Here is a 22,637-nt window from a genome sequence, read left to right as displayed (position 1 = left end):
TGCTTCGGTCTCTCCTCGTCAGGCGGGTTCGGCTCGTGAGGGGTGCGCGGGTCGTGAGGGGTGCGCGGGTCTCAGACCGCGCCGGCGAGAGCGAGCTCCCGCACGTCCGGGATCTCCACGGACCGGGTCCGGCGGTGCGCCAGGATGTCCTGGGTGATCTCGGCGGAGCGGCCCGCGAGCACGCTGAGCAGCGAGTCGGCGATGCCGTGGGTGGCCTCGTTGACGCCCTGCAGGTAGCAGGCGGCGGTCGCGGGGCGGCCGAGGTCGAGCCGGTAGTTGCGGCTCACGTTGATCTCCTCGACGCCGATCGACTCCGCGAGGGCCTTGACCGCCCACGGCATCTCGCGGACGAAGCCGGTGCCCAGGAGCACCAGGTCGGTGCGCATCTCCCGCTCGGCGCCCGACTTGCGGTCGACGAGGGTCAGGACGACCTCGTCGCCGTCCATGCGGGCGCCGGTCACGTCCGTCATGGCGTGCATGCCCAGGCGCTCCTGGCCGGAGCGGCGGTCCTGGTAGAACTGCCGGTACAGGCCGTCGAGGGTGGCGGGGGAGAGACCGCCGTAGTTGGAGCGGTACATCTCGCCGAGGAGCTGCTGGCGGGCCTCGGGCGAGGAACCGTAGAACTCGTCGATGAAGGACGTGTAGTAGAGCTCGTTGGTGAACTTGCTGCTCTCGTAGCCGTTCAGACCGATGGAGCGCATGATCATCGTCGGCTTGCACTCGGGCAGGTCCCGCAGCGCGGCGCCGAACAGCTCGGCCGCGCTCTGCGCGCCGCCGATCACCGCGACGCGGTGCGGCAGGTCGGCCCGCACCCCGGCGATGCGCTGCGTGTACTGGGTGCTGTGGATGACGCGCTCGGCCGGCAGACCGTCGAACACGGCGGGGACGTGGGCGTCACGGCCCGCACCGATCACGAGGTAGCGGCAGCCGATGGTGTCGCCGTCGGCGAGGGTGACCAGCCAGCCGGCGACCTCGCCGTCGTCGCCCGTGACCGCCTCGACGCCGGCGCATTCGCGGCCGTATTCGACCTGCACCGTCTCCAGTTCATTGGCGACCCACTGCAGGTACTCGGATATCTCGCTGCGGTAAGGGACGAAACTCGCCAGGTTGACGAAGGCGTCGAGGCGTTCCTGCGAGTGAAGGAAATTGACGAAGGAAAATCTGCTGCACGGATTGCGCATGGTGACCAGGTCCTTGAGGAAGGACACCTGGCTGAGCGCGTCGGGCAGCAGCATGCCGCGCTGCCACACGATGTCCTGCTCGCGCTCGATCAGCAGGGTGTCACCGGCCAGCTCGGGTGCGAGCTCCTCGACGGCGACCGCCAGCGCCAGGTTCGCCGGGCCTGCGCCGACTGCGAGCAGTTCGACATTGCGATGCGCCATGGAAGTACCTCCAGATGGAACAGGTGGACAGGTTCGTACGGTCAGGCAGGACGGTTCGCGTCCTTGCGTTGCCTCCCGGGTGATGACCACATTCCATGGCGCCGCCCGATTGCCCGGAAGCCGTATCGGCCACGGACAATCAACTCGGCCGCGGCCCTCGCGGGCGCGTTGATTGGCCGGTGTCCACGATTACTTCCGGTCAACTCCGAGCCCCATTTCCATGGGGTCTTGTGATCAGTTGCGTCACACGCATCCGGCTGGCCGAACCATCCCTCGGGCAGCCGGGCTTCCATCGAAACCCCATGAGAAGGAGCCCTCGTGCCGCTCACCGAGCCCATCACCCCTGCCGGCGCGCTCTACCGTTCCGAGAGCCCCACCCGGGTCGCCACGCGCCGACGTCTGCTGATGTGCCGGCCCCGGCACTACGACGTCACGTACTCGATCAACCCGTGGATGAACCCGCAGCACGCCACGGACAACGCGCTCGCCGTCAGCCAGTGGGAGGGCCTGCGTGACCTGTACCTCGAACTCGGCCACGTGGTCGAGGAGATAGACCCCATCGAAGGCCTGCCCGACATGGTGTTCGCGGCGAACGGCGCCACCGTCGTCGACGGCAAGGTGTACGGGGCCCGGTTCCGGCACGCGGAGCGCACCGCCGAGGGACCCGCGTACCTGCGGTGGCTGGAGGGCCGCGGCTACACGGACACGCTGTGGCCCGAGTTCGTCAACGAGGGCGAGGGCGACATCCTCACCGTCGGCCGCCGCCTGCTGGCCGGCACCGGCTTCCGTACGGACCCGCGCTCCCACGCCGAGGCGCAGGAGTTCTTCGGTCTCCCGGTCACCTCGCTGACCCTGGTGAACCCGGAGTACTACCACCTGGACACCGCGCTCTCGGTGCTGTCCGAGGACGAGGTCATGTACTACCCGGCCGCCTTCTCCCAGGGCAGCCAGGCCGTACTGCGCGCCATGTTCCCCACGGCGATCCTGGCCGGCGCCGAGGACGCGGCCGTCTTCGGCCTCAACGCCTTCTCCGACGGCCGCCATGTGCTCCTGCCGGCCGCGGCCACCGGCCTGCACGCCAAGCTGCGGGCGCGCGGCTTCGAGCCGATCGGGGTGGAGCTCTCCGAACTGCTCAAGGCCGGCGGCAGCGTCAAGTGCTGCACGCTGGAACTGCGCGATCGCTGACCGCGCAACCCTTTCGGCGGCGGCGGTGTTCCTACCGTCGCCGCACGGCCCCGGCGGTGGGCCGGGTCGTGGCGAACGAAGATCATGACGAACGAAGGAGTCCCGCCATGCCGACCCCCGGTCCGCTCAGCGGTGCCAGCGCCACGGTGGCGATCCATCCCACGCCCTTGGGGCCGCTCGTGCTGGCCGCGACGGACGACGCGCTCGTGCTGTGCTGCTACGGCACCGCCGAGGAAGCCGCGGAGCGCCTGGGCCGGGCCGGACTGCGCCCGGCCGGACCGGGGGAGGCGGGCGCACCGGGACTCAAGGTCCTGGACGAGGCCCGGGAACAGATCGACGCGTACCTGGCCGGGACGCGCCGGGACTTCACCGTCGCGACGGACCTGCGGCTCGCCACCCCGTTCAGCCGGCGCACCAACCTGATGCTGGCCGAGTTCGTCCCGTACGGGCGCACCGCGACCTACGCCGAGCTCGCCCGGGCCCTGGACCGGCCCGGCGCCGCGCGTGCCGTCGGGACCGCGCTGGGAGCCAATCCGCTGTGCGTGGTGCTGCCCTGCCACCGGATCATCGGCTCCACGGGCAGCCTCAGCGGCTACGCGGGAGGGCTGGAGGCCAAGCGCCATCTGCTCGCCCTCGAAGCCGCGGCCGCGCCGGCCGCCTGAATCCGCCCTCCCCGCTGCAGAAAGCAGAGCATGTGAGCGCGTACGAGCCGTCCCAGCTCCCGGGCCTCGAACTGCCCGGCCCGGTCTTCGCCCCGGCCGCGCCGGGAACCCTCGACTGGACGCGGCTGGCCGCGGAGCTGAACACCGAGGGGGTGGCGGTGACCCCGCCGCTGCTGTCGCCCGAGCAGTGTGCGGAGCTGCGGGAACTCTTCGACCACCCCACGGCCTTCCGCAGCACCGTGACCATGGCGCGGCACCGCTTCGGCGAGGGCCTCTACCGCTACTTCGCCTACCCACTGCCCGAACTGGTCCAGGACCTCAGGGAGCGGCTGTACCCACCGCTCGCCCTGATCGCCAACGAGTGGGCGCGGCGTCTGGGGCAGCCGGCCTTCGCCCCCGACCACGAGGGACTGGTCGAGGCCTGCGCGGCCGCCGGGCAGCTCCGCCCGACCCCGCTCCTGCTCCGGTACGGGCGGGGCGGCTACAACTGCCTGCACCAGGACGTCTACGGTGACCTGACCTTCCCGCTGCAGGTGGCGATCATGCTCGACCGCCCGGACGAGGACTTCACCGGAGGGGAGAGCGTGTTCGTCGAACAGCGCCCGCGCGCCCAGTCCCGCCCGCTCGTCAGGCGGCCGACCCAGGGCCAGGGCCTGATCTTCACGGTCGACCACCGCCCGGTGCGCTCGGTGCGCGGCTGGAGCCGGGTGACGCTGCGGCACGGTGTGAGCGCCGTCCTCAGCGGTGAGCGCCACGTGCTGGGCGTCATCTTCCACGACGCGCGCTAGGAATCGTCCTGGGATGTCTATACCGGGAGGCGGCGGAATCAGCCGGTCCGAGGACCCGGTTTCTGCCGCCTCGTTCCAGCGGACAGACGGAACGCGCGGTTCCCGCGGGTCAGCGCCCCGTACGGCGCGTCCGCCCCCGGCAGAACCGCCGCTCGCGCTGGAGTTCCGCTGGAGTTGCGCCCCACCGGGCTTCCGTACGGTCGCCTTGCGACGGAGCGCCGATCTTGACGAGCCGTCGTGCACCACGGCTGATCGGGCGGTCCAACGTGAGGAGCGGTGGCGAACATGCAGCACGTCCAGGGCGCACAGGTCGCGACATCAGGGCACGATCCCGGACCCGACGGTCCGAGCCTGTCGCTCAACAGCTCTCAACACCGGCTCATCACCGCGTCCCTGCAATCGCTGGCGCAGGAGATGAACGACATCGCCGAGCAGGCGTCCGCACTGCTCACCACACCGGCGGGCCGTCCGTCCACCGACTCCGAGGTCTTCACCCGGATCGCCCGCAGAACCGTTCCCCGCTGGCACTTCGCGATGCTGAACGACACCGAGCGCAATGACGCCCTGGCCGGCGCCCTGGCGCGTGGCATCCCGTCCGGAGCGACCGTGCTGGACATCGGCTCGGGGAGCGGGCTGCTCGCCATGGCGGCGGCGCGGGCGGGCGCCTCGCGCGTCATCACCTGCGAGATGAATCCGCTGCTCGCGGAGGTGGCCCGGCAGGTCATCGACGCCCACGGCTTCGGCGACGTCATCACGGTGATCGGAAAGCCGTCCACCTCGCTGGAGATCGGCCGTGACCTCGACGGCCCGGTGGACGTACTGGTCTCGGAGATCGTCGACTGCGGGCTCATCGGCGAGGGCCTGCTGCCGTCGATCCGGCACGCGCGCCGGCACCTGCTGAAGCCCGGCGGGATCATGTTCCCCTCCGCGGCCCGGATCCTCGGCCGGCTGGTCAGCAGCGAGGACATCCTGCGGCTCAACCAGGTCACCACGGCCGGCGGCTTCGACGTCTCGCTCATGAACACGCTGTCCACCCGGGGCCACCTCCCGGTGCGCCTGAGCACCTGGCCCCACCGGTTCCTGTCCGAGACCACCACGGTCGTCGGGTTCGACCTGGCCGAAGACCCCCTGGAGCCGGGCGAACGCCAGATCGACCTCACCGCGAGCACCGACGGGGAGGCGCACGCCCTGGTCGTGTGGTTCGAGCTGGACATGGCGGCCGGCACCACGCTGACCAACTCCCCGGACAACACCAGGTCGCACTGGATGCAGGGCTGGGTCCCGCTGGAGAAGTCCGTCCCGGTGAAGGCGGGCGAGTCCGTCCCGCTCCGGCTCCGGTGGAGCGACTTCTCCCTCAGCGTGCACGTCTGACCGACACCGCCGGCGGGCCCACCCCGTACCGCCGGCCGTACCTCCTGCGCATCCGGACCAAGGAGAACGCAATGAGTCACGTACCGCAGCACGTCCCGTTCGAACTCAGCGGCACCGAACTGCGCGACGCGATCGTGCAGTACGCCACGAACCCGATCTTCCTCGACAACCTGGACTGGCAGAACGACGACAACCCCTACCGTCGCCAGCTGCGCCCGCAGGTCCTGCCGCACCTCGACTTCGACAAGGTGCCGGGCCGGGAGAACATCCTCGACTACACGAGCCTGGCCGTGCAGCGCCTGCTCACCTCGATCTACGAGGCGGACCTGGTGTTCTTCCCCAAGTCCGGCCTGGAGGGCAAGGAGGAGGACTTCCGCGCGTTCTACAGTCCGGCCAACCGGGCGCTCGGGGAGCGAATACGCCCGGCTCTGGAGCGGTACGCCTTCGGTTTCCTCGACGACGAGGTCGAGACGTCCGGTAAGTGGACGAAGGCGAGCCTGGACAGCTACCTCGACTCGCTCGACATGGGCGGCGGGGAGGAGCTGTCACCGATCGAGGCGGCCGTCACCGGCTCCACCGACCCCGCGCGCGCCGCCCGCATGTGGCTGGTGCAGTTCGCCCCCGACTTCCTGTCCGAGGCGTCGCCGATGATGCGCAACGTCCTCGGCTACTACGGGCCGGTCCAGTCCGAGTGGTTCAAGGTCGTCATCGACGAGTACGGCTACGGCGTGCACGACACCAAGCACAGCACCCTGTTCGAGCGGACGCTGGAGTCCGTCGGCCTGAAGTCCGACCTCCACCGGTACTGGCAGTACTACCTCAACAGCAGCCTGCTGCTGAACAACTACTTCCACTACCTGGGCAAGAACCACGAGCTGTTCTTCCGCTACGTCGGCGCCCTGTTCTACACCGAGAGCTCGCTGGTCGACTTCTGCCGGCGGGCCGACCGCCTGCTGCACGGCGTCTTCGGCGACTCGGTCGACACCACCTACTTCACCGAGCACGTCCACATCGACCAGCACCACGGCCGCATGGCGCGCGAAAAGATCATCGCGCCGCTCATCGAGGCGCACGGCGAGGGGATCATCCCCGAGATCGTCCGGGGCATCGAGGAGTACCGGGTGCTCCTGGAGGTCGCCGACAAGGACTTCGTCGCGCAGATCTCCTGGATGGACGACCAGCCGGAGCTCAAGAAGCTGCACGGTCCCGTCTACGAGGCCATCAGGGAAGGCCGGGTCCAGGCGCCGGTGGCGCACCTGGTCGAGCCGTTCAACGAGCTGTCGAACACGCACTGCCACGAGGGCGACGAGCTCTGCCACATCGTCTCCGGCACCATGCGCTTCGAGAGCGGGCTCGGCTCCTCGCTGACGCTGGAGGCGGGAGAAGGGGTCGTCATCCGGCGCAACCGGCTGCACGGCGCCGACATTCTGTCCGAGGAGTGTGTCTACGAGATCCACTCGGTGGGGGATTACCGCAAATGCCTGTAGTGAGCTTCCCTGTCGCGGGGCGGGAGAACTGCGTGGTCGTCTCCGGGACGGCCTACGTGTACGCCACGGTCGGCGGCCGCGGCTTCGTGATGAACGCCCAGTGCCCCCACCGCGGCGGCCCGCTCCACCTGGCCGGTGTGACACCGGACGCCGGCCGGCTGATCTGCCCCTGGCACGACCGCAAGACGTCCGCGGCGCGGCTGCGCAACGAGATCCCGGCCGTGCGGACCGGGAACCGGGTCACGGCGGTCCTGCCCGACCGTCCCGCCCGCGCCGCGACGGCCCCGGGCGACGTATGCGGCCGCACCAGCCGTGAGTACCGGCCATTGTCGGCCGAACTCGCCCGCCCGGGTGCGGCGGTCTGATCCCATCCCGTTGCACCCGGCGCCGGACATCCGGCGCCGGGTGCAACGGCCTGCACCGACCCGGTGTTCTACAGGTGGCGGCGCACCGGCCGAAGGCATCACGACGAACGAGGAGTGTGGACCATGGCGTGGGACGGCGAGAAGCCGCTTCTGCTGCTGATCGGAAGCAGCGGTCAGCGCAGCAGGGAGTTCATTCTGCGGACGGTGAGCACGCGTTACGCGTTATGGCTCCTCCAGCCCGCACCGGTGAGCTGGGAAGAGCCGTACGTCGTGGGCTCCACGATCGTGGACAACACCGACCCGGACGCGCTGACGGCCGCCGCCCGGCAGGTGGCCGCCGAACACACCCTGGCCGGTGTGTTCTGCTACGACGAGGGGCTCGTGACCCCCGCCGCGCACGTGGCCCGGGCGCTCGGGCTGCCGGGCAACTCCCCCGAGTCCGTCATCGCCTGCCGGGACAAGGCCGCCACGCGGTCCGCGCTGGAAGCGGCCCGCGTGCCGCAGCCGGCCTCCATCGGCGTACGGTCCCTGGCCGAGGCCCGGGCAGCGGCGGAGAAGATCGGCTTCCCCGTCGTGCTGAAGCCGCGCGGGCTGGCCGGCGGGATGGGCGTGCGCAAGGCCGACGGCCCCGAGGACGTGGAGAGCGCCTACCGGGCGGCTTCCGGCGCCTCCTACCCCGGTGTTCCCGTCTTCGACGTGTCGGTGCTCGTCGAGGAGTTCGCCGACGGCCCCGAGATCAGCGTCGACGCGGTCTTCTTCGACGGGGAGTGCGTTCCGCTCGTCGTCGCCCGCAAGCAGGTCGGCCTGGCGCCCTTCTTCGAGGAGACGGGACACGAGGTCGACGGCGCCGACCCGCTGCTGACCGATCCCGGGCTGTTGGAGGCGCTGCGGTCCGCGCACGCCGCGCTCGACTTCCACACCGGCGTCAGCCACACCGAATTCCGCATCACCGCCGGCGGACTGCGCCTGATGGAGGTCAACGCCCGCCTCGGCGGGGACATGATCCCCTACCTCGGGGAGCTGGCCACCGGCGTCGACGTGGCGATGGCGGCGGCGGACACCGCCGCGGGGGTCCGCCCGGACACCGAGGTGCGCCACCGCAAGGCCGCGGCCATCGCCTTCCTGTACCCGGACGAGGACATCGAGATCGATGCCGTGACCGTCCACGAGGACCGCTTCCCGGCCGGTGTCCACAGCGCCGACGCCATGGCCGGTCCCGGCGCGGTGCTGCGTCTGCCGCCGCGCGGCTACATCTCCCGCTACGCCCGCGTGATCGCCCTCGCCGACTCGGTCGAGCAGGCCCGCGCCGCCCTGCTGAGCGCCTCCGAGATCGTGGAGCTCGACTCCCGCCCGGCGGAGGTACCCGCTCCGTGACGAACACCGGACACGACTCTCCGGAGGGCCGCAAGGCCGCCCGGCCGTCCGTCGTACAGACCCTGCGCGGGATCCCGGGACCGATCTGGCTGGTCCTGGCCGGCATGCTGATCAACCGGCTGGGCAATTTCCTCCAGATCTACCTGGTGCTCTACCTCACCGACAAGGGCTTCAGCACCTCCGCGGCCGCCTTCGCCCTCGGTGCGTACGGGGTGGGCTCGGTCGTCGGCGTCCTGGCGGGCGGCTCGATCTCGGACCGGGTCGGCTACGCGTGGACCATCGTCGGCTCCATGGCCCTCGCCGGCCTGCTCACCCTCAGCCTGGTCTTCCTCGACACCCTGCCCGTGGTGATCGCGGTGGCCGCGGTGATCGGCATCGCCGCCCAGGCCTACCGGCCCGCCTCCTCGGCGCTGCTGGTGGAGGCCACGCCCGAGGAACACCACGTCATGGTGTTCGCGGTCTACCGCATGGCGTTCAACCTCGGCACCACCGCGGGCCCGCTGCTCGGCGCCCTGCTCATCAGCTACTCGTACGACCTGATGTTCTACATCGACGCGGTGACGTCGGTCGGCTTCGCCCTCTTCGCCCTGGTCCTGGTGAAGACCGGCCAAGGCGCCGGCCGCGCCCGGGATCCGCAGGCCGACGGCGCGTCGTACCTGGCCGTACTCCGCGACCGGCGCTACCTGCTGTTCCTGCTGGCGCTGTTCCTCAACGCCGTCGTCTACATCCAGCACACCTCCGCGCTGCCGCTCCAGCTCAAGGCCGACGGCCACGGACCGACCTTCTACTCCACCCTGCTCTCGCTCAACGCGGCCATGGTCATCTGCCTGGAACTGCTGTTCACCAAGTACGTGCAGCACCTCCCCGGACGGTTCGCCGTAGCGCTGGGCGTCGGCCTGGTCGGCGTCGGCATGAACCTGTACGTGGCCGGTCCCGGCATGGCCGTGTTCGTGATCGCGACGGTGGTGTGGACGGTCGGCGAGATGATCGGCACCCCGACCGCCTCCGCCTGGCCCGGCAAGGTCGCCCCCGCCCACCTGCGGGGCCGCTACATCGCGGCCTCCGCCTTCCCGATGCAGATCGGCTACGCGGTGGGCCCGGTGATCGGCATCGCGGCCTGGCAGGCCTCGGCCGCCTCCGTGTGGTGGCTGTGCGGAGTGCTGACCGCCGTCGCCGTCGCCGTCACCCTGATCGGCATGGCCGAACCCTCCGCCGACGAGCGGCGGCGGACCGCGGACGCCGAGCCGGCGGCCGCCCCGACGCCCGCCGAAACACCCTGAGCCCCCTCCCCCGTGCCGAGGTTCTCCGGCACGCCGTGATCCGGAAGTGAGCGAAGCTGCCCATGGCCTACGCAGACGGCATCGAGAATTTCGTGAAGACGGTCGACGGCGCCCTACCGCCGGACTTCTACACCTACCCCGTCGAACGACAGCGCGCCCTGTACGACGGGCTGACCGAGGTCCTCCCGATCCCCGTGCCCGAGGGCGTCAGCCACCGGGACGCGAGCGTCACCCACGGCGGACGGACCGCCCGGATCCGCATCTACGAACCGGCCCGGCGCACGGGCGACGCCGTGCTGTTCTACATACGCGGCGGCGGCTTCGTCATCGGCTCCCTGCACAGCCACCACAGCCTGGTCGCCGAACTCGCCGACCGCACCGGCCTGGTGGCGATCGCCCTCGACTTCGGCATGGCCCCGGAGAACCCGCACCCCGGCCCGCTGGAGGACTGTTACGCCGGACTGTGCGGCACGCTGGCCGACCTGCCCGCCCTCGGGCTCGACGGCATCGACCCCGAGGGCGCGGTGCTCTGCGGGGAGAGCTCCGGAGCCAACATGGCCGTGGTCCTCTCGATGATCGCCCGCGACCGGGGCGGCCCCAGGCTGCGCGGCCAGGCGGTGATCAGCCCGGTGCTGGACTTCACCCGGTGGCGGCACGGCGGCGAGGACGCGCCCCTGCTCTCCGGCGGGGAGATGGAGTTCTACACCGCGTGCTACTGCCCGGAACCCGGTCAGGCGGAACTCCCGTACGTCTCGCCGCTGCTCACCGGCACCTTCCACGACCTGCCGCCCGCCTACGTCGTGGGCTGCGAGATGGACTCGCTGCGCGTGGACGCCGAGAAGTACACCGCCCGGCTGCGGCAGAACGGCACGCCGGTGACGTACGTGATGGAGGAGGGGATGGTGCACGCCCCGGTGCGCGCCCGCCGGATCAGCGAGCCGGCCGGGGCGTTCTTCGCCCGCTATTGCGACGCCGTGGCCGCCCTCGCGGCCGGAGAGGCGGCCGGCCGTGACGGGCGCTGAGCGGACCCCGGACGCACCGCAGGGCCCCTGCGTGATCGTCGACCCGTACTCCTCGGGGGCGCTGTTCGCACAGACGCTGGCCGACCACGGCGTCCCGGTGGTGGCGGTGGTGACCGGCCCCCGGCCGCCGGAGGCCTACGCCTCCTCCTACCAGCCGCAGGACTTCCCCGAGATCATCGTCTACGAGGGCGACCTGGAGGCCGTCGCACAGCGGCTGCGGGCGCTGGACCCGCGCTGCGTCGTGGCGGGCTGCGAGTCCGGGGTGGAACTGGCCGAACGGCTCGCCCCGCTCGTGACGCCCGAGCGGTGCAACGTACCCGGACTCGCGGCGGCCCGTCGGGACAAGAGCAGCATGGCGGACGCCACCCGGGCGGCCGGCCTGCCGGTCATCCCGCAGATCTGCACCGCCGACGCCGACGAGGTGGCGGCCTGGCTGGAGCGCGAGGGCCTGGCCGGGGCGGACCTGGTCGTCAAGCCGCCCAAGAGCGCCAGCACCGACGGTGTGATCAAACTGACCGGCGGGGAGGACTGGCGGGGCGTGTTCGCGCGCCAGCTCGGCCGGGTCAACCAGTTCGGCGAGGTCGACGACCGGCTCCTGGTCCAGAAGTTCGTCACCGGCACCGAGTACGTGATCGACACCTTCAGCCACGACGGCAAGCACGCCGTGGTCGACGTGTGCGCCTACCGCAAGGTCGACAACGGTCCGCACATGGCCGTCTACGACACCATGCGCTGGCTCCCCCCGGACGATCCGGCCCTGCCCGGCCTCACGGAGTACGTCTTCGGCGTCCTGGACGCGGTGGGCCTGCGCTTCGGCTCGGCCCACGTCGAGGTGATGGGCACGGCGGAGGGCCCCCTGCTGATCGAGCTCGGTGCCCGGCCGCACGGCGGCGGCCAGCCGCGCTTCAACCGCAACGCCACCGGCGACAGCCAGATCGACCGGACCGTGCGCTGGCTGACCGGGGGCGAACTCCCGCAGAGCTACGAGCTGCTCGTCCACCAGATGTGCGTCTTCCACATCGCGCCCCGCTCCGGGACCGTCCGCGGCACGGCCGCCCTGGACGGCGTCCGCGACCTGCCCAGCCACCACTTCTCGATCCAGAACCTGGCCGACGGGGACCACGTGCCCGCCACCCGGGACCTGGTCGACAGCCTCAACTTCGGATTCGTGATCCTCGCCCACCCCGACGCAGAACAGATCCAGCGGGACTACGAGGCCGTCCGGGCCGCGGAACGCCTGCTTTCCATCGAGGAGCAGCGATCAACACCGCCGCTTTCCTGATCAGTTCCCTGGTGGTGATCATGACGCCCGGCCCCGACCTCGTCATGATCACCAACCTGGTGCTGAACGGCTCCCTGCGGGTGGCCACCGCCGCCGCGCTCGGCATGATCACCGCCGGGGCCGTCCAGGCCGGGCTCGGCGCGGCCGGGCTGGCCGCGCTCCTCGCGGCGAGCCCCGGGCTCTTCGCGGCCTTCCGCTGGGCCGGCGCGGTCGTGCTGCTCGGCTGGGCCGTGCTCGCCCTGCGGCGGGCCACCCGCCGGGCCGGCGCCGCGGCCCCCGCGCCGTCGCCCCAGGCCGCGGTCACGGTCCCCGCGCACGCGGCGGGTGAACCCACCGCCAGCCCCCCTCCGCCCGGACGGGCGGCCGGCGACGCCGGCCCCTCGGTGCGCCAGGCCTTCGGGCAGGGCCTGCTGTGCACCGGGTCCAATCCCAAGGTGGGCATCTTCCTGATGGCCTTCCTGCCCCAGTTCGTGCCCGTCGGCATGGCCCCCGAGGTCGGCGTCCCACTGCTGGCCGCCTGCTATCTGGCGCTGGGGCTGCTCTGGCTCCTCACCTGGATGAGGCTGGTCCACCGGCTCGCCCCGCACCTGCGGTCCCCGCGGGTGCTACGGATCACCGACAGCCTCACCGCCGTCGTGTTCGGGCTCTTCGCCGTCCGGCTGGCACTCGGCGGGTGACCCGGCCGCCCGCCCTCGCCCCGCTGCGGTCACACCGACCGCAGCGGGCACTGCGCGTCCTCCCGCAGCGCCAGTTGGCGCGCGTAGCGCAGCAGCGGAGCGGGGAGGGAGAACCGGTTGGGCGCACTCCCGGAGCAGGCTCACGCCGACCAGCCGGCGCAGTGCGCGCGTCGCCTCCAGCGGGGTCGTGCCCGCCAGGTCCGCCATGGCGTAGCCGCTGACGAGCCGTCCCTCGGTCCGCGCGAACAGCCGGAACCAGCGGCGCAGGGGCTCCGGCAAGGACACGTAGGAGAGTTCGAACGCCGCGTGGACCGCGGTGAACAGGTCGTCCGTCTCGACCCGCAGCTCCCGGAACGCCCCCGCCTCCTGCAACTCCACGCAGAGCTGGGCGATCCCGACCCCGGGATGCTCCTCCAGACGGGCCGCGAGCAGCCGTATCGCCAGCGGCAGACCTCCGCACTGCCGGTTCAGCGCCCGCGCGGCCAGCGGCTCGGCATCCACCCGCCCGCTGCGCAGCAGCCGGGACAGCAGGGTGAGCGCCTCGTCCCCGCCGAGCACGTCGAGGTCGAGCCGCGGCACGCCGTCCCGGGCCACCAGCCCCGGCAGGGTGTCGCGGCTGGTGACGAGGACCGCGCAGCCGGCCGCGCCCGGCACGAGCGGCCGGATCTGGCTCTCCTCGCGCGCGTTGTCCAGCACGATCAGCATCCGCCGGTCCGACAGCAGGGTGCGGTACAGGTTCGCGGCTTCGTCGAGGGACCGGGGGAGCTCCCCGTCGGGGACGCCCAGGGCGCGCAGGAACGAGGCGAGGGCCTCCTGCGGGTGCAGCGGCCGCCGGTCGGCGTACCCGTGCAGGTCGACGTACAACTGCCCGTCCGGGAACCGTTCGCGCACCCGGTGGGCCCAGCGCACGGCCAGCGCCGTCTTGCCCACCCCGGGGAAGCCCGTGACCAGCACCGCGGGGACCTGCCCGGCCCGCTCGCCGGTGGGCAGGAGCAGCCGGTCCAGCCGTTTCAGCTCGGCGGCGCGGCCGACGAAGCCCGTGCTCGCGGCCGGTGTCTGGGACGGCCGGGGTCTGGGCGCCGGCGCGGCGGGCCGGGGCGGGGGCGCGGCCGGCACGTCGAAGGCGGCCCACGCGGACGCCGGTCCCGTCCGCGGCCACGGCAGCTCCTGGTGCAGGATCCGCAGGTGGGCGCGGCGCAGTTCGTCACCCGGCTGGACGCCGAGCTCCCGGTCGAGCCGGCGGGCCACCTCGGAGTAGATCTTCAAGGCCTCCCGCTGCTCCCCGCAGCTCGCCAGCACCAGCATCAGCCGCGCCTGGAGCCCCTCGTGCAGCGGTTCCTCCTCCGTGGCACCGCGCAGGGCCCCCAGCACCCGCTCGGGCCGCCGCACCTGCAGGGAGAGGTCCGTGTGGAGCAGCAGGCTCTCCACCCGCTGCCGGGCGGCCGCCATGGCCGCGGGATGGTGCGGCAGCAGCGGCTCGCCGGCCAGCAGCGGGCCGCGCCAGCAGCCGTAGGCGCGTTCGGCCAGCTCGTGGGCGGCTTCCGCGTCCCCGGCCCCGTGCGCCTGGCGCGCCCGTGCCCACAGGTCCTGGAACTGGGTCAGGTCGACCTGGTCGCGCTCCAGTTCCAGCACGTAGCCCGTGTGCGTGCGCGCCAGGAACGAGGGGGCCGGTGCCCCCGCCTGGCCACCGGGGAGCAGCAGCACCCGGCGCGCCTGGCTGACGTAGGTGTGCACCAGGTTCTGGTACGAACGCGGCGGGTCCTTGGGCCACAGCGCGTGGGTGATCTCCCCCAGGCCGGCCGCCTCGGGGTACCGCAGGGCGAGCAGGGCCAGCAGGCGCCGCACCTTGGCCGCGTGGACGTGGGTCTCGACACCGCGGTACCGGACGGACAGCGGACCGAGGATGCCGATGTGGAGCCGCTCGCTCCCCGGGCGTACGGACTCGCGCGCGGGCGGCGCCAGCCGCCGTGCGGTGTCCGCGTCGAGGCCCAGCACGCGGGCCAGCAGCCGCACGGTCCGCGTCTGGGGCCGGTGCACCCGGCCGTGCTCGATGTCCCGCAGGACCCGCACGCTCACCCCGGCGCGTTCCGCCAGCTCGCGCTGCGTCAGCCCTTCCCGTCCCCGGAACGAGAGCAGCCGTTCGCCGAACGACCAACTGCCGCCGCTTAAGTCTTCGTCCGCGGTCGCCGTGCCGCGGACGGGGTTCCCCATCATGTCCGGAATGCGGGTACGGCCGAAAGGAAAGAAGGAAGAAAACGTCTTGTGAATCGTTTTTCCATTGCTGTGCGCAGAACGGTCGCCACCACGCCTCCCCCGAGACCTCGCCGGATCTTGAGCAATCCGAACCGTGAGCGACCCAGCTGAGCGCCACAGCTCGTCCGCAACTCTAGCTTCGCGGTGCGACCGGTGGTCAAGGGGCTCGCCCCCTTTGTTCCGAACCGGTCGCATCGCACCCCTTGTACCTCCGACTTTCGGAATCCTTCGAATATCGGCCAGCTGGCGAGAAATGACCAGTCCTGCCGCGGCCCGCGGGAACACGATCTCCGCCGGGCCCGGGAAGGCCGCACGGGCGCGTCCGGTATGCGGACGACATAAAGGGAACTGGATATCGCACCGAATGCGAATGGCAGGCAAAGTAAAAGGATTCTCGCGTGAGGTGCAACGTTCCCACGCGGGCCGGTGTTCACAAGGGGGATGGACGAGACGCCCCTGCCACTGACGGAACTGCTCGCGACCGACCTGGACGACGGGTTCACCGAACTCGTACGCACCCAGGCCGGCACCGTGCGTTCCGTCCTGCTGCGTCTCTCCGGCTCCGCGCGGGACGCCGACGACCTGGGCCAGGAAACGTTCCTGCGCGCCTACTCCGCCCTGCGCGACTACTCGCCCGAGCGCCGCGGTCAGCTCCAGCCGCGCGCCTGGCTGCTGACCATCGCCGCGAACGTGTGGCGCAACCACGTCCGCACCCTGAGCCGGCGGCCCGGCGTCGCCGACGGCATCGAGGTGACGGCCATCGAGCTCCCGGACGGCTCCCCCGGGCCGGAGCAGCTCGCGCTCGACGGGGCGCGCCGGGCCCGGCTGGTGGCCGCGCTGTCCGGGCTGCCGGACCACCACCGGCTGCCCGTGGTCCTGCGCCACATCGGCGAGCTGAGCTACCAGGAGGTGGCCGGGATCCTGGACTGCCCGGTCGGCACGGTGAAGGCCCAGGTGTCGCGGGGGCTCGCCGCCCTGCGCGCGGAGCCCGGCCTGGCCGCCGACCGCGGGACGCACGGAGCGGCCGGGGCTGCCGGGGCTGCCGGGGCGAAGACGGCGACGGCGAGGACGGCACACGAAGCGGCCCGGACGGAACGGAAGGAGGCGACGGGATGAGACTGCCGGACGAGTTGGACACGTTGCGCGAGGCGGCACCCGCGGGGTTCGCGGCACGCGTGCTGGACCGCGTCGGCGTTCCGGCACATCGCTACGACTGCTACGTGCGGGCGGACTCCCCGGTCGGCCCCCTCTACGTCGCCCACGGGCGGGGGGCGGTGACCGGCGCCGCCGCCACGGACTGGTACGCCGACGACCGGGCGTTCGAGGACGCCTACCGGGCCCGGACCCGGCGGTCGGCGCTCTCCGGGGTCAAGCCCCCGCCGGGTCTGGCGCGGGCCCTGCGCGGCCGGGACCGGACCCTGCGCTACGAATTCGGGCCGCTCGCCGACGAACAGCGCGCCGTCCTGCTGGCGACCCGGGCCGTCCCGTTCGGACAGCTCCGACCGGCGGCCTGGCTGGCCCGCGAGGCCGGACTGCCGGGTCTCGCACCCGAGACGGTCCTGGCGGCGGTCCGGGCCAACCCCGTCCCCGTGCTCGTACCCGCGCACCGGCTGTGCACCGACGACGGACTCCCGGCGGACTGCGGGCTGCCGCCCGATTTCGAACGGCGGCTGCGGGAGTGGGAGGGCGTGGACGCCGAGCGGGTGGAGCGGTTCGTGCGGGCGGGTGCCCGGTTCCTGGGCAGCGGCACCACGCGGATCTTCTGCTACCCGACGTGCGCGCACGCCCGCCGCATCACCGCCCGCCACGAGGTGCCCTTCACCTCGGCCGACGAGGCCTCCGCCGCCGGGTTCCGGGGCTGCCTCAGCTGCCGGCCGGCCGTCGTCTGACCTTCATGCGCGCGTGCGGCGGTCGGCGGCGATCAGGTCGAGCAGGCCCGGGAAGCGCAGGTCCAGGTCCGCGCGGCGCAGCGTGGCCGCCCGGCTGTTGCCTCGGTCGACCTGCCGCACCAGGCCCGCCTCGCGCAGGATCCGGAAGTGGTGGGTGGTCGTCGACTTCGAGACCGGGAGGTCGAAGGAGGCGCAGGTGCGCTCCGCTCCCGCCGGTTCCCCCAGCAGCTCGCTCACGACGGCGTAACGCAGGGGGTCGGAGAGCGCGTTCAGCACGGCCGGCAGGCTCATCTCCTCAGGCGAGGGGTGGCCGTCCTCGTCGGGCATCGCGCCCTCCTCCCGTTAGGTACGTCTTGCATCATACCTCCGCCGTGTGCCAGCTTTAGGTTCGATCAAAACCGAACCTGGCCGTCAGCGGGCCGGGCCGAGCCTGGAGTTGTGCCCCATGAGTACGCAGACCACGCCGTCGGCCGCACCACCGTTACGGGCGCCGGCTTCGCCCTGCTCGGCACCGTCGCCGGCGTCGGCGTGGCGGTGTGCGCCGTGATCGCCGCACTGCTGCGCGACGGCTCCGCCGGGAGCACCGCGTGACACGCACCCAGGTCCTGGTCGTCGGGGGCGGGCCCGTCGGGATGCTCGTCGCCGCCGAGCTCGGGCACCACGGCGTCCGCACCGTCGTACTCGAAACCGAACCGCAGACCGTCGACCGGCCCAAGGCCGGCACCCTGCACGCCCGCACCGCGCAGGGCCTGGCCCGGCGCGGCCATCTGCCCGTGCCCGTCGCGACCGGGGACCTGCTGGGGCGCGGCCGTGCCGAGGGGTTCCACTTCGCGGGCGCGCCGGGACTCGTCATCACCGCCCCCGCCACCGAGCCCGCCCCCGTGCTCGGCCGCTCCCAGGCCGAACTGGAACGGGGCTTCGAGCTCCGGGCCCGCGAACGGGGCGTCGACGTCCTGCGCGGACACCGCGTGACCGACCTCGTCCAGGGACCCGACGCCGTCCACGTGACCGCCCGGGGGCCGGACGGCGTACGGCGGTTCACCGCCGAGTACGTGGTCGGCGCGGACGGCGCCCGCAGCACGGTGCGCGAGCGGCTCGGCTTCCCCGTGGACACCCACCCGGCCACCGTGTCCGCCGGGCTCGGCCTGGTACGGCTGACCGACCCGGACAGCGTGCCGTACGGCTGGCACCGCACCCCGCGCGGCTGGACGATCGCGGGCGTCAACCCGTACGGGCACAGCCGGTTCATCACGATCGACTTCCGCGGCCCGCACCCCGACCGGCACTCCCCGCTCACCCTCGACGAGCTGCGCCAGGAGGCCGACCGCATCATCGGCCACCGCGTGCCCATGGCCGACCCGCGGTTCCTGTCCCGCTTCAGCGACTTCGCCCGGCTGGTGCGCAACTACCGGCAGGGCCGGGTGTTCCTCGCCGGCGACGCCGCCCACATCCACTTCGCCGTGGGCGGGCAGGGCCTCAATCTGGGGCTGCAGGACGCTCTCAACCTGTCCTGGAAACTCGCGCACGCCCTCGCGGGCACCGCGGGCAAGGACCTGCTCGACACCTACGACGCCGAACGCCGGCCCGCCGGGCAGCGCGTCATCGACAACACCCGGGCCCAGCTCGCCCTGATGCGGCCGGACCCGGGGCTCGACCCCCTCCGCGACCTCGTCGCCGAGCTCCTGGGGATCGACTCGGTGAACACCCACCTGGGCCACATGATCAGCGCCCAGGAGACGGTGTACCCCGCGCGCACCGGGCGCGGCTCCCGCGGGGAGGGCCGGTTCCTGCCGAACCTGCCGCTCACCACCGCCGACGGCCCGACCGACCTGACCCGGCTGCTGCTGCCCGGCCGTCCCGTCCTGCTCCTGCTCGGGGAGGCCGGCCGGGCGTACGGCGAGCAGGGCGCGGCCTGGGCCCACGTGGTGCGCACGGTGTCCGCGACGCCCGCCCGGCCGCTTCCCTGGGACGCCGTCCTCGTCCGACCCGACGGGTACATCGCCTGGGCCCCGGACGGCGGCTCGCTGGCCGGCGCCCTGGGCGACTGGTTCGGCGAGCCCCGCCGGCAGGCATGAAAAATGCCCTCCGAGACTGCGTTTCCGCAGGTCGGAGGGCATTTGTGCTGTGGAGCCTAGGAGATTCGAACTCCTGACATCTGCCTTGCAAAGGCAGCGCTCTACCAACTGAGCTAAGGCCCCGTGGAAGTGGACGCACCCGTCCCGTGCGGGAGGTGTGGTCGTTCCGCAGAACAGAGTACCGGGTGTACCCCCTCATCTCGCAAAATGATAGGGACTCCCGCCGTGCGACCACTCTCCGTAAGATGCTCGCGAGGTTCGCACCAGCGAAGGGGAGTAGTAAGAGTGGACGCAGTACAACAAGAGGCCACGGCCAGAGCCAGAGAACTTCAGCGCAGTTGGTACGGGGAGCCGCTGGGAGCGCTCTTCCGCCGGCTCATAGATGACCTCGGCTTGAACCAGGCCCGCCTCGCTGCCGTCCTCGGACTGTCGGCGCCCATGCTGTCCCAGCTGATGAGCGGCCAGCGAGCCAAGATCGGGAACCCGGCCGTGGTCCAGCGCGTCCAGGCCCTCCAGGATCTCGCCGGCCAGGTGGCCGACGGAAGCGTCAGCGCGGGGGAGGCCACCGACCGGATGGACGAGATCAAGAAGACCCAGGGAGGATCCGTCCTCAGCAACAGCGGTCAGACCACCACCAGTTCCGGCGCACCCACGGTCAAGCGGGTCGTCCGCGAGATCCAGTCGCTGCTGCGCTCGGTCTCCGCGGCCGGCGACATCATCGACGCGGCGAACAGCCTCGCCCCCAGCCACCCGGAACTGGCAGAGTTCCTCCGGGTGTACGGCGCGGGCCGCACCGCCGACGCGGTCGCCCACTACGAGGCCCACCAGAACTGACACGCACGGGGGCGGACGACGGGTGACGGGGGAGGACGGGCGCAGCGATGGGTGAGGTCTTCGCCGGCCGGTACGAGCTGATCGATCCGATCGGACGCGGCGGCGCCGGTGCCGTGTGGCGGGCCTGGGACCACCGCCGTCGGCGCTATGTGGCCGCGAAGGTCCTCCTGCAGAGCGACGCCCACACGCTGCTGCGGTTCGTACGGGAGCAGGCGCTGCGGATCGACCATCCGCACGTACTGGCTCCGGCCAGCTGGGCGGCCGACGACGACAAGGTCCTGTTCACCATGGACCTGGTCGGCGGCGGCTCGCTCGGCCATGTGATCGGGGACTACGGGCCCCTGCCGCCCCGGTTCGTGTGCGGCCTGCTCGACCAGCTCCTGTCGGGGCTCGCGGCGGTGCACGCGGAGGGCGTGGTGCACCGCGACATCAAACCGGCCAACATCCTGATGGAGGCCACCGGAACCGGGCGGCCGCACCTGCGGCTGTCCGACTTCGGCATCTCCATGCGCAAGGGCGAGCCCCGGCTGACCGAGACCGACGTCGTGGTCGGCACGCCCGGCTATTTCGCCCCCGAGCAACTCCTGGGCGCCGAGCCCGACTTCCCTGCCGACCTCTTCGCCGTGGGGCTGGTCGCCCTGTACCTGCTCCAGGGCCGCAAGCCCGATTCCCGGGCGCTGGTGGAGCACTTCCTCGCGCACGGCACCCCCGGCGCCCCCGAAGGCGTTCCCGCACCGCTCTGGGACGTCATCGCCGGCCTCCTGCAGCCGGACCCCCGAAACCGCTTCCGGACGGCCACAGGGGCGCGCAAGGCCCTTGCCGAGGCCGTGGAACTGCTGCCGCCGCCCGCCCCGGACGAGGAGCCGGTGGAGGTGTTCGACCAACTCGGCCCGCTGCCTACCGGATTCGGCCCGCAGGGCCCGCCGAGCACGGCGGCCGGGGCCTCACCGGCGCCCGCCGCCGGAGCCCCGGCACCCGGGTCCTCCGCCTCCGTCACGGTGCCCGCGGAGCCCCTCCGGACCGACCCGCGCGGTACGGCACGGACCGCTCCGGTGGCCCTGCCCGCGCCGACGGCCCCTTATCCGGCCGTTGCCGCCGCACCGGCCGTCCCCGGCTCCCCCGCCGTCCCGGCCCGGGTGCCCGCGTACGGGCCCTCGGAGACCGGCAGCTTCCACCTGCCGCCGCCGGCCGCACCGGCCGCGCCGGTCCCCTCGGCCCCTGCCGGGGCGCCGGTCCGGGCGGGCGGCGGGATCGCACCGCCCCCGGCGAAGGCGGTGGCCTCCCTGCTCGCCGCGGCGCTGCTCTGCTTCGCGGTGGGGGTCTGGGCCCTCACCCGGCTGTAGGACCGAGCCCCCGGCCCCGGCCGAGCAGCGTCCAGCCGCCCAGCACCAGCAGCAGGACCGTCCCGGTGCCGAATCCGGCGCCCGCCACGATCCGCATCGTGGAGTGCCGCTCGGCGGCCTCGGCGGCCTCCGGGGCGGTGAGCCCCTCCTTGGCCGCGGCCCGGTCCTCGTCGCCCACCCCGAAGCCTCCCGCGGCCGGACTCTCCTTGTACGCGGGCGCCTTGGCCGGCGTACCGGCGACGTCCAGGCGCAGGGTCAGCGGCACGGGCGCCGCGTCCTCGGTGAAGTCGGCGACCTTCGCGCCCATGGTCACCGCGACGTAGTACCAGCCCGCGAGGGAGACGGGCTGCACCTTCGAGTCGCTCGCGAAGCGGTTCTCGTACGCGACGGGCGGGGTCTTCTCCAGGGTGATCCCGGCCTGCTTGCCGTCGTACGAGGTGTCCTTGTCGGAGATCAGGCCCCGGTACGGGCTGTAGAGGGAGACGGTGAGCCCGCCCGAGGCCGAACCGTAGGTCTTCGTCATCTTCGCGGCGGCCAGTTCGGCGCCGAGGCCCAGCTGCTGCCCCCAATCCAGCGGGACCCGGTAGAAACGGGTCTGCCCGGGCCGCATCTCGTCGCGCCAGACACCGGCGCCCAGGGCGCGGGCGTCGTTGAAGCCGGTGCCGCCGCTGCGGGGCACCGCCTCGGTGCCGGGCAGCACGGGGGCGCCGGAGGGCCAGGTGCCCGGCGCGGCGGTGGGGCCGCCCGGGCCGCGGCCGGGCTCCCGCTGGACCTTGATCTCCAGGGGCCAGGGGCTCTGGTCGTAGCCCTTGGCCGAGGTCCGCGTGACCTTGGCGTAGTACACGCCCGCGGGCGCGCAGTCCTCGTCCTCGGCGCCCCTGCGGACACCGGCGGCGCTGATCGGGTAGGGGTCGTAGCCGAAGTTCGCCCGGCCGCCGCTGCGGGGGCAGGAGCGCCCGGCGGTGGTCATGATCTCCACGTGGATGCCGTCGCCGCCGGAGACCTTCGCGCCCGCCGCCGGGCGGACCACGGCGGAGACGTAGACGTCGGAGTCGTCCTTGTCGAGGACGAGCCGGTACACGCGTTCCCCCGGCCCGAGCGTGTCCCGGTAGACGTTGCCGGCCTCGATCTGCGGGGCGTCGGCCGTGGAGGGCCTGCCCTCGATCGCCCGGGCGCCGTCGGCGGCCCGGTAGGCCGGGAGGGGGCCGGGCGCGGCCCCGTCGGCGTACGCGGCTCCCGGCGCTCCCGCCACCAGGCCCAGGGCCGCCGCCCACGCCGTCGTCCGTCCCCGCACCATCACGCCCACCCCGAGTTTGCTCGCGCAAGCCAAATCTTTACATAACGGAATTTTTCGTCACAGAGCAGCAC

21 protein-coding genes and 1 tRNA gene are annotated in these 22,637 nt (G+C 72.5%); 17 read left to right on the top strand and 5 right to left on the bottom strand.

Features of this window, described 5'->3' with window-relative positions; genetic code table 11:
* Window positions 1-71 precede the first annotated feature (71 nt).
* Window positions 72-1,382, bottom strand: a complete 1,311-nt coding sequence (locus JYK04_RS22030; RefSeq protein ID WP_189738057.1) for a SidA/IucD/PvdA family monooxygenase — start codon at window positions 1,380-1,382, stop codon at window positions 72-74.
* 318 nt (window positions 1,383-1,700) lie between these two features.
* Here JYK04_RS22030 and ddaH point away from each other — a divergent pair, with 318 nt between their 5' ends.
* The 11 genes from ddaH to JYK04_RS21975 all read left to right on the top strand — a co-directional run bounded on the left by ddaH (window position 1,701) and on the right by JYK04_RS21975 (window position 12,875).
* Entirely contained in the window at window positions 1,701-2,567 is an 867-nt protein-coding gene (gene ddaH, locus JYK04_RS22025; protein ID WP_341875303.1) for a dimethylargininase, read from the top strand.
* A 107-nt stretch (window positions 2,568-2,674) separates the two neighbouring features.
* Complete coding sequence (locus JYK04_RS22020; protein WP_189738054.1) at window positions 2,675-3,229, top strand: methylated-DNA--[protein]-cysteine S-methyltransferase; 555 nt, start codon at window positions 2,675-2,677, stop codon at window positions 3,227-3,229.
* A 32-nt stretch (window positions 3,230-3,261) separates the two neighbouring features.
* Complete coding sequence (locus tag JYK04_RS22015; RefSeq protein WP_229875359.1) at window positions 3,262-4,017, top strand: 2OG-Fe(II) oxygenase; 756 nt, start codon at window positions 3,262-3,264, stop codon at window positions 4,015-4,017.
* 285 nt (window positions 4,018-4,302) lie between these two features.
* Complete coding sequence (locus JYK04_RS22010) at window positions 4,303-5,388, top strand: 50S ribosomal protein L11 methyltransferase (RefSeq protein WP_189738052.1); 1,086 nt, start codon at window positions 4,303-4,305, stop codon at window positions 5,386-5,388.
* Between the two features lie 71 nt (window positions 5,389-5,459).
* Window positions 5,460-6,875 (top strand): iron-containing redox enzyme family protein, encoded by a 1,416-nt coding sequence (locus JYK04_RS22005; protein ID WP_189738050.1) that lies wholly within the window; start codon window positions 5,460-5,462, stop codon window positions 6,873-6,875.
* The gene (locus JYK04_RS22000) at window positions 6,875-7,240 is read left to right on the top strand and encodes a Rieske 2Fe-2S domain-containing protein (protein WP_189738047.1); all 366 of its coding nucleotides are present in this window, start codon (window positions 6,875-6,877) and stop codon (window positions 7,238-7,240) included. Before JYK04_RS22005 ends, JYK04_RS22000 begins: the two co-directional genes overlap by 1 nt.
* A 123-nt stretch (window positions 7,241-7,363) precedes the next feature.
* Complete coding sequence (locus JYK04_RS21995) at window positions 7,364-8,614, top strand: ATP-grasp domain-containing protein (protein WP_189738044.1); 1,251 nt, start codon at window positions 7,364-7,366, stop codon at window positions 8,612-8,614.
* On the top strand, window positions 8,611-9,894 hold the full coding sequence (locus tag JYK04_RS21990; RefSeq protein ID WP_189738041.1) for an MFS transporter: 1,284 nt from the start codon (window positions 8,611-8,613) through the stop codon (window positions 9,892-9,894). The genes JYK04_RS21995 and JYK04_RS21990 overlap by 4 nt, the downstream gene beginning before the upstream one ends.
* A 62-nt stretch (window positions 9,895-9,956) precedes the next feature.
* Entirely contained in the window at window positions 9,957-10,916 is a 960-nt protein-coding gene (locus JYK04_RS21985) for an alpha/beta hydrolase (protein ID WP_189738038.1), read from the top strand.
* On the top strand, window positions 10,903-12,198 hold the full coding sequence (locus JYK04_RS21980) for an ATP-grasp domain-containing protein (protein WP_189738036.1): 1,296 nt from the start codon (window positions 10,903-10,905) through the stop codon (window positions 12,196-12,198). Before JYK04_RS21985 ends, JYK04_RS21980 begins: the two co-directional genes overlap by 14 nt.
* A 20-nt stretch (window positions 12,199-12,218) precedes the next feature.
* Complete coding sequence (locus JYK04_RS21975) at window positions 12,219-12,875, top strand: LysE family translocator (RefSeq protein ID WP_189738033.1); 657 nt, start codon at window positions 12,219-12,221, stop codon at window positions 12,873-12,875.
* On the opposite strand, the gene JYK04_RS21970 is transcribed toward JYK04_RS21975, so the two are convergent.
* A complete protein-coding gene (locus JYK04_RS21970; RefSeq protein ID WP_189738030.1) occupies window positions 12,804-15,089 on the bottom strand; it encodes a BTAD domain-containing putative transcriptional regulator in 2,286 nt (761 codons plus the stop codon). The two genes, JYK04_RS21975 and JYK04_RS21970, sit on opposite strands and share 72 nt — an antisense overlap.
* Before the next feature lie 480 nt (window positions 15,090-15,569).
* Between JYK04_RS21970 and JYK04_RS21965 the strand changes: the two genes are divergently transcribed.
* Both JYK04_RS21965 and JYK04_RS21960 read left to right on the top strand, forming a co-directional pair.
* Complete coding sequence (locus JYK04_RS21965; protein ID WP_189738027.1) at window positions 15,570-16,244, top strand: RNA polymerase sigma factor; 675 nt, start codon at window positions 15,570-15,572, stop codon at window positions 16,242-16,244.
* Window positions 16,241-17,017, top strand: a complete 777-nt coding sequence (locus JYK04_RS21960) for an MGMT family protein (RefSeq protein WP_189738024.1) — start codon at window positions 16,241-16,243, stop codon at window positions 17,015-17,017. Before JYK04_RS21965 ends, JYK04_RS21960 begins: the two co-directional genes overlap by 4 nt.
* Before the next feature lie 3 nt (window positions 17,018-17,020).
* On the opposite strand, the gene JYK04_RS21955 is transcribed toward JYK04_RS21960, so the two are convergent.
* A complete protein-coding gene (locus JYK04_RS21955) occupies window positions 17,021-17,344 on the bottom strand; it encodes an ArsR/SmtB family transcription factor (RefSeq protein WP_189738021.1) in 324 nt (107 codons plus the stop codon).
* Window positions 17,345-17,455: 111 nt separating this feature from the next.
* Between JYK04_RS21955 and JYK04_RS21950 the strand changes: the two genes are divergently transcribed.
* Window positions 17,456-17,608 (top strand): hypothetical protein, encoded by a 153-nt coding sequence (locus JYK04_RS21950; RefSeq protein ID WP_189738018.1) that lies wholly within the window; start codon window positions 17,456-17,458, stop codon window positions 17,606-17,608.
* Complete coding sequence (locus JYK04_RS21945; protein ID WP_229875358.1) at window positions 17,605-19,092, top strand: FAD-dependent monooxygenase; 1,488 nt, start codon at window positions 17,605-17,607, stop codon at window positions 19,090-19,092. Before JYK04_RS21950 ends, JYK04_RS21945 begins: the two co-directional genes overlap by 4 nt.
* A 50-nt stretch (window positions 19,093-19,142) precedes the next feature.
* Here JYK04_RS21945 and JYK04_RS21940 read toward each other — a convergent pair.
* Window positions 19,143-19,215 (bottom strand) — tRNA-Ala (locus JYK04_RS21940).
* Between the two features lie 162 nt (window positions 19,216-19,377).
* Between JYK04_RS21940 and JYK04_RS21935 the strand changes: the two genes are divergently transcribed.
* On the top strand, window positions 19,378-19,926 hold the full coding sequence (locus JYK04_RS21935) for a helix-turn-helix domain-containing protein (RefSeq protein ID WP_189738015.1): 549 nt from the start codon (window positions 19,378-19,380) through the stop codon (window positions 19,924-19,926).
* A 47-nt stretch (window positions 19,927-19,973) separates the two neighbouring features.
* Window positions 19,974-21,269 (top strand): serine/threonine-protein kinase, encoded by a 1,296-nt coding sequence (locus JYK04_RS21930; RefSeq protein ID WP_189738012.1) that lies wholly within the window; start codon window positions 19,974-19,976, stop codon window positions 21,267-21,269.
* Here the strand turns inward: JYK04_RS21930 and JYK04_RS21925 are convergent.
* Window positions 21,256-22,566, bottom strand: coding sequence for a hypothetical protein (locus tag JYK04_RS21925; RefSeq protein ID WP_229875353.1), 1,311 nt, complete (start codon window positions 22,564-22,566; stop codon window positions 21,256-21,258). The genes JYK04_RS21930 and JYK04_RS21925 overlap by 14 nt on opposite strands.
* Window positions 22,567-22,637: the final 71 nt, after the last annotated feature.

The sequence above is a fragment of the Streptomyces nojiriensis genome, from assembly GCF_017639205.1.
GTDB classification, from domain to species: Bacteria; Actinomycetota; Actinomycetes; order Streptomycetales; family Streptomycetaceae; genus Streptomyces; species Streptomyces nojiriensis.
The sequence above is the reverse complement of the archived record's forward strand: the minus strand, read 5'-3'. Positions and strand labels throughout refer to the sequence as shown.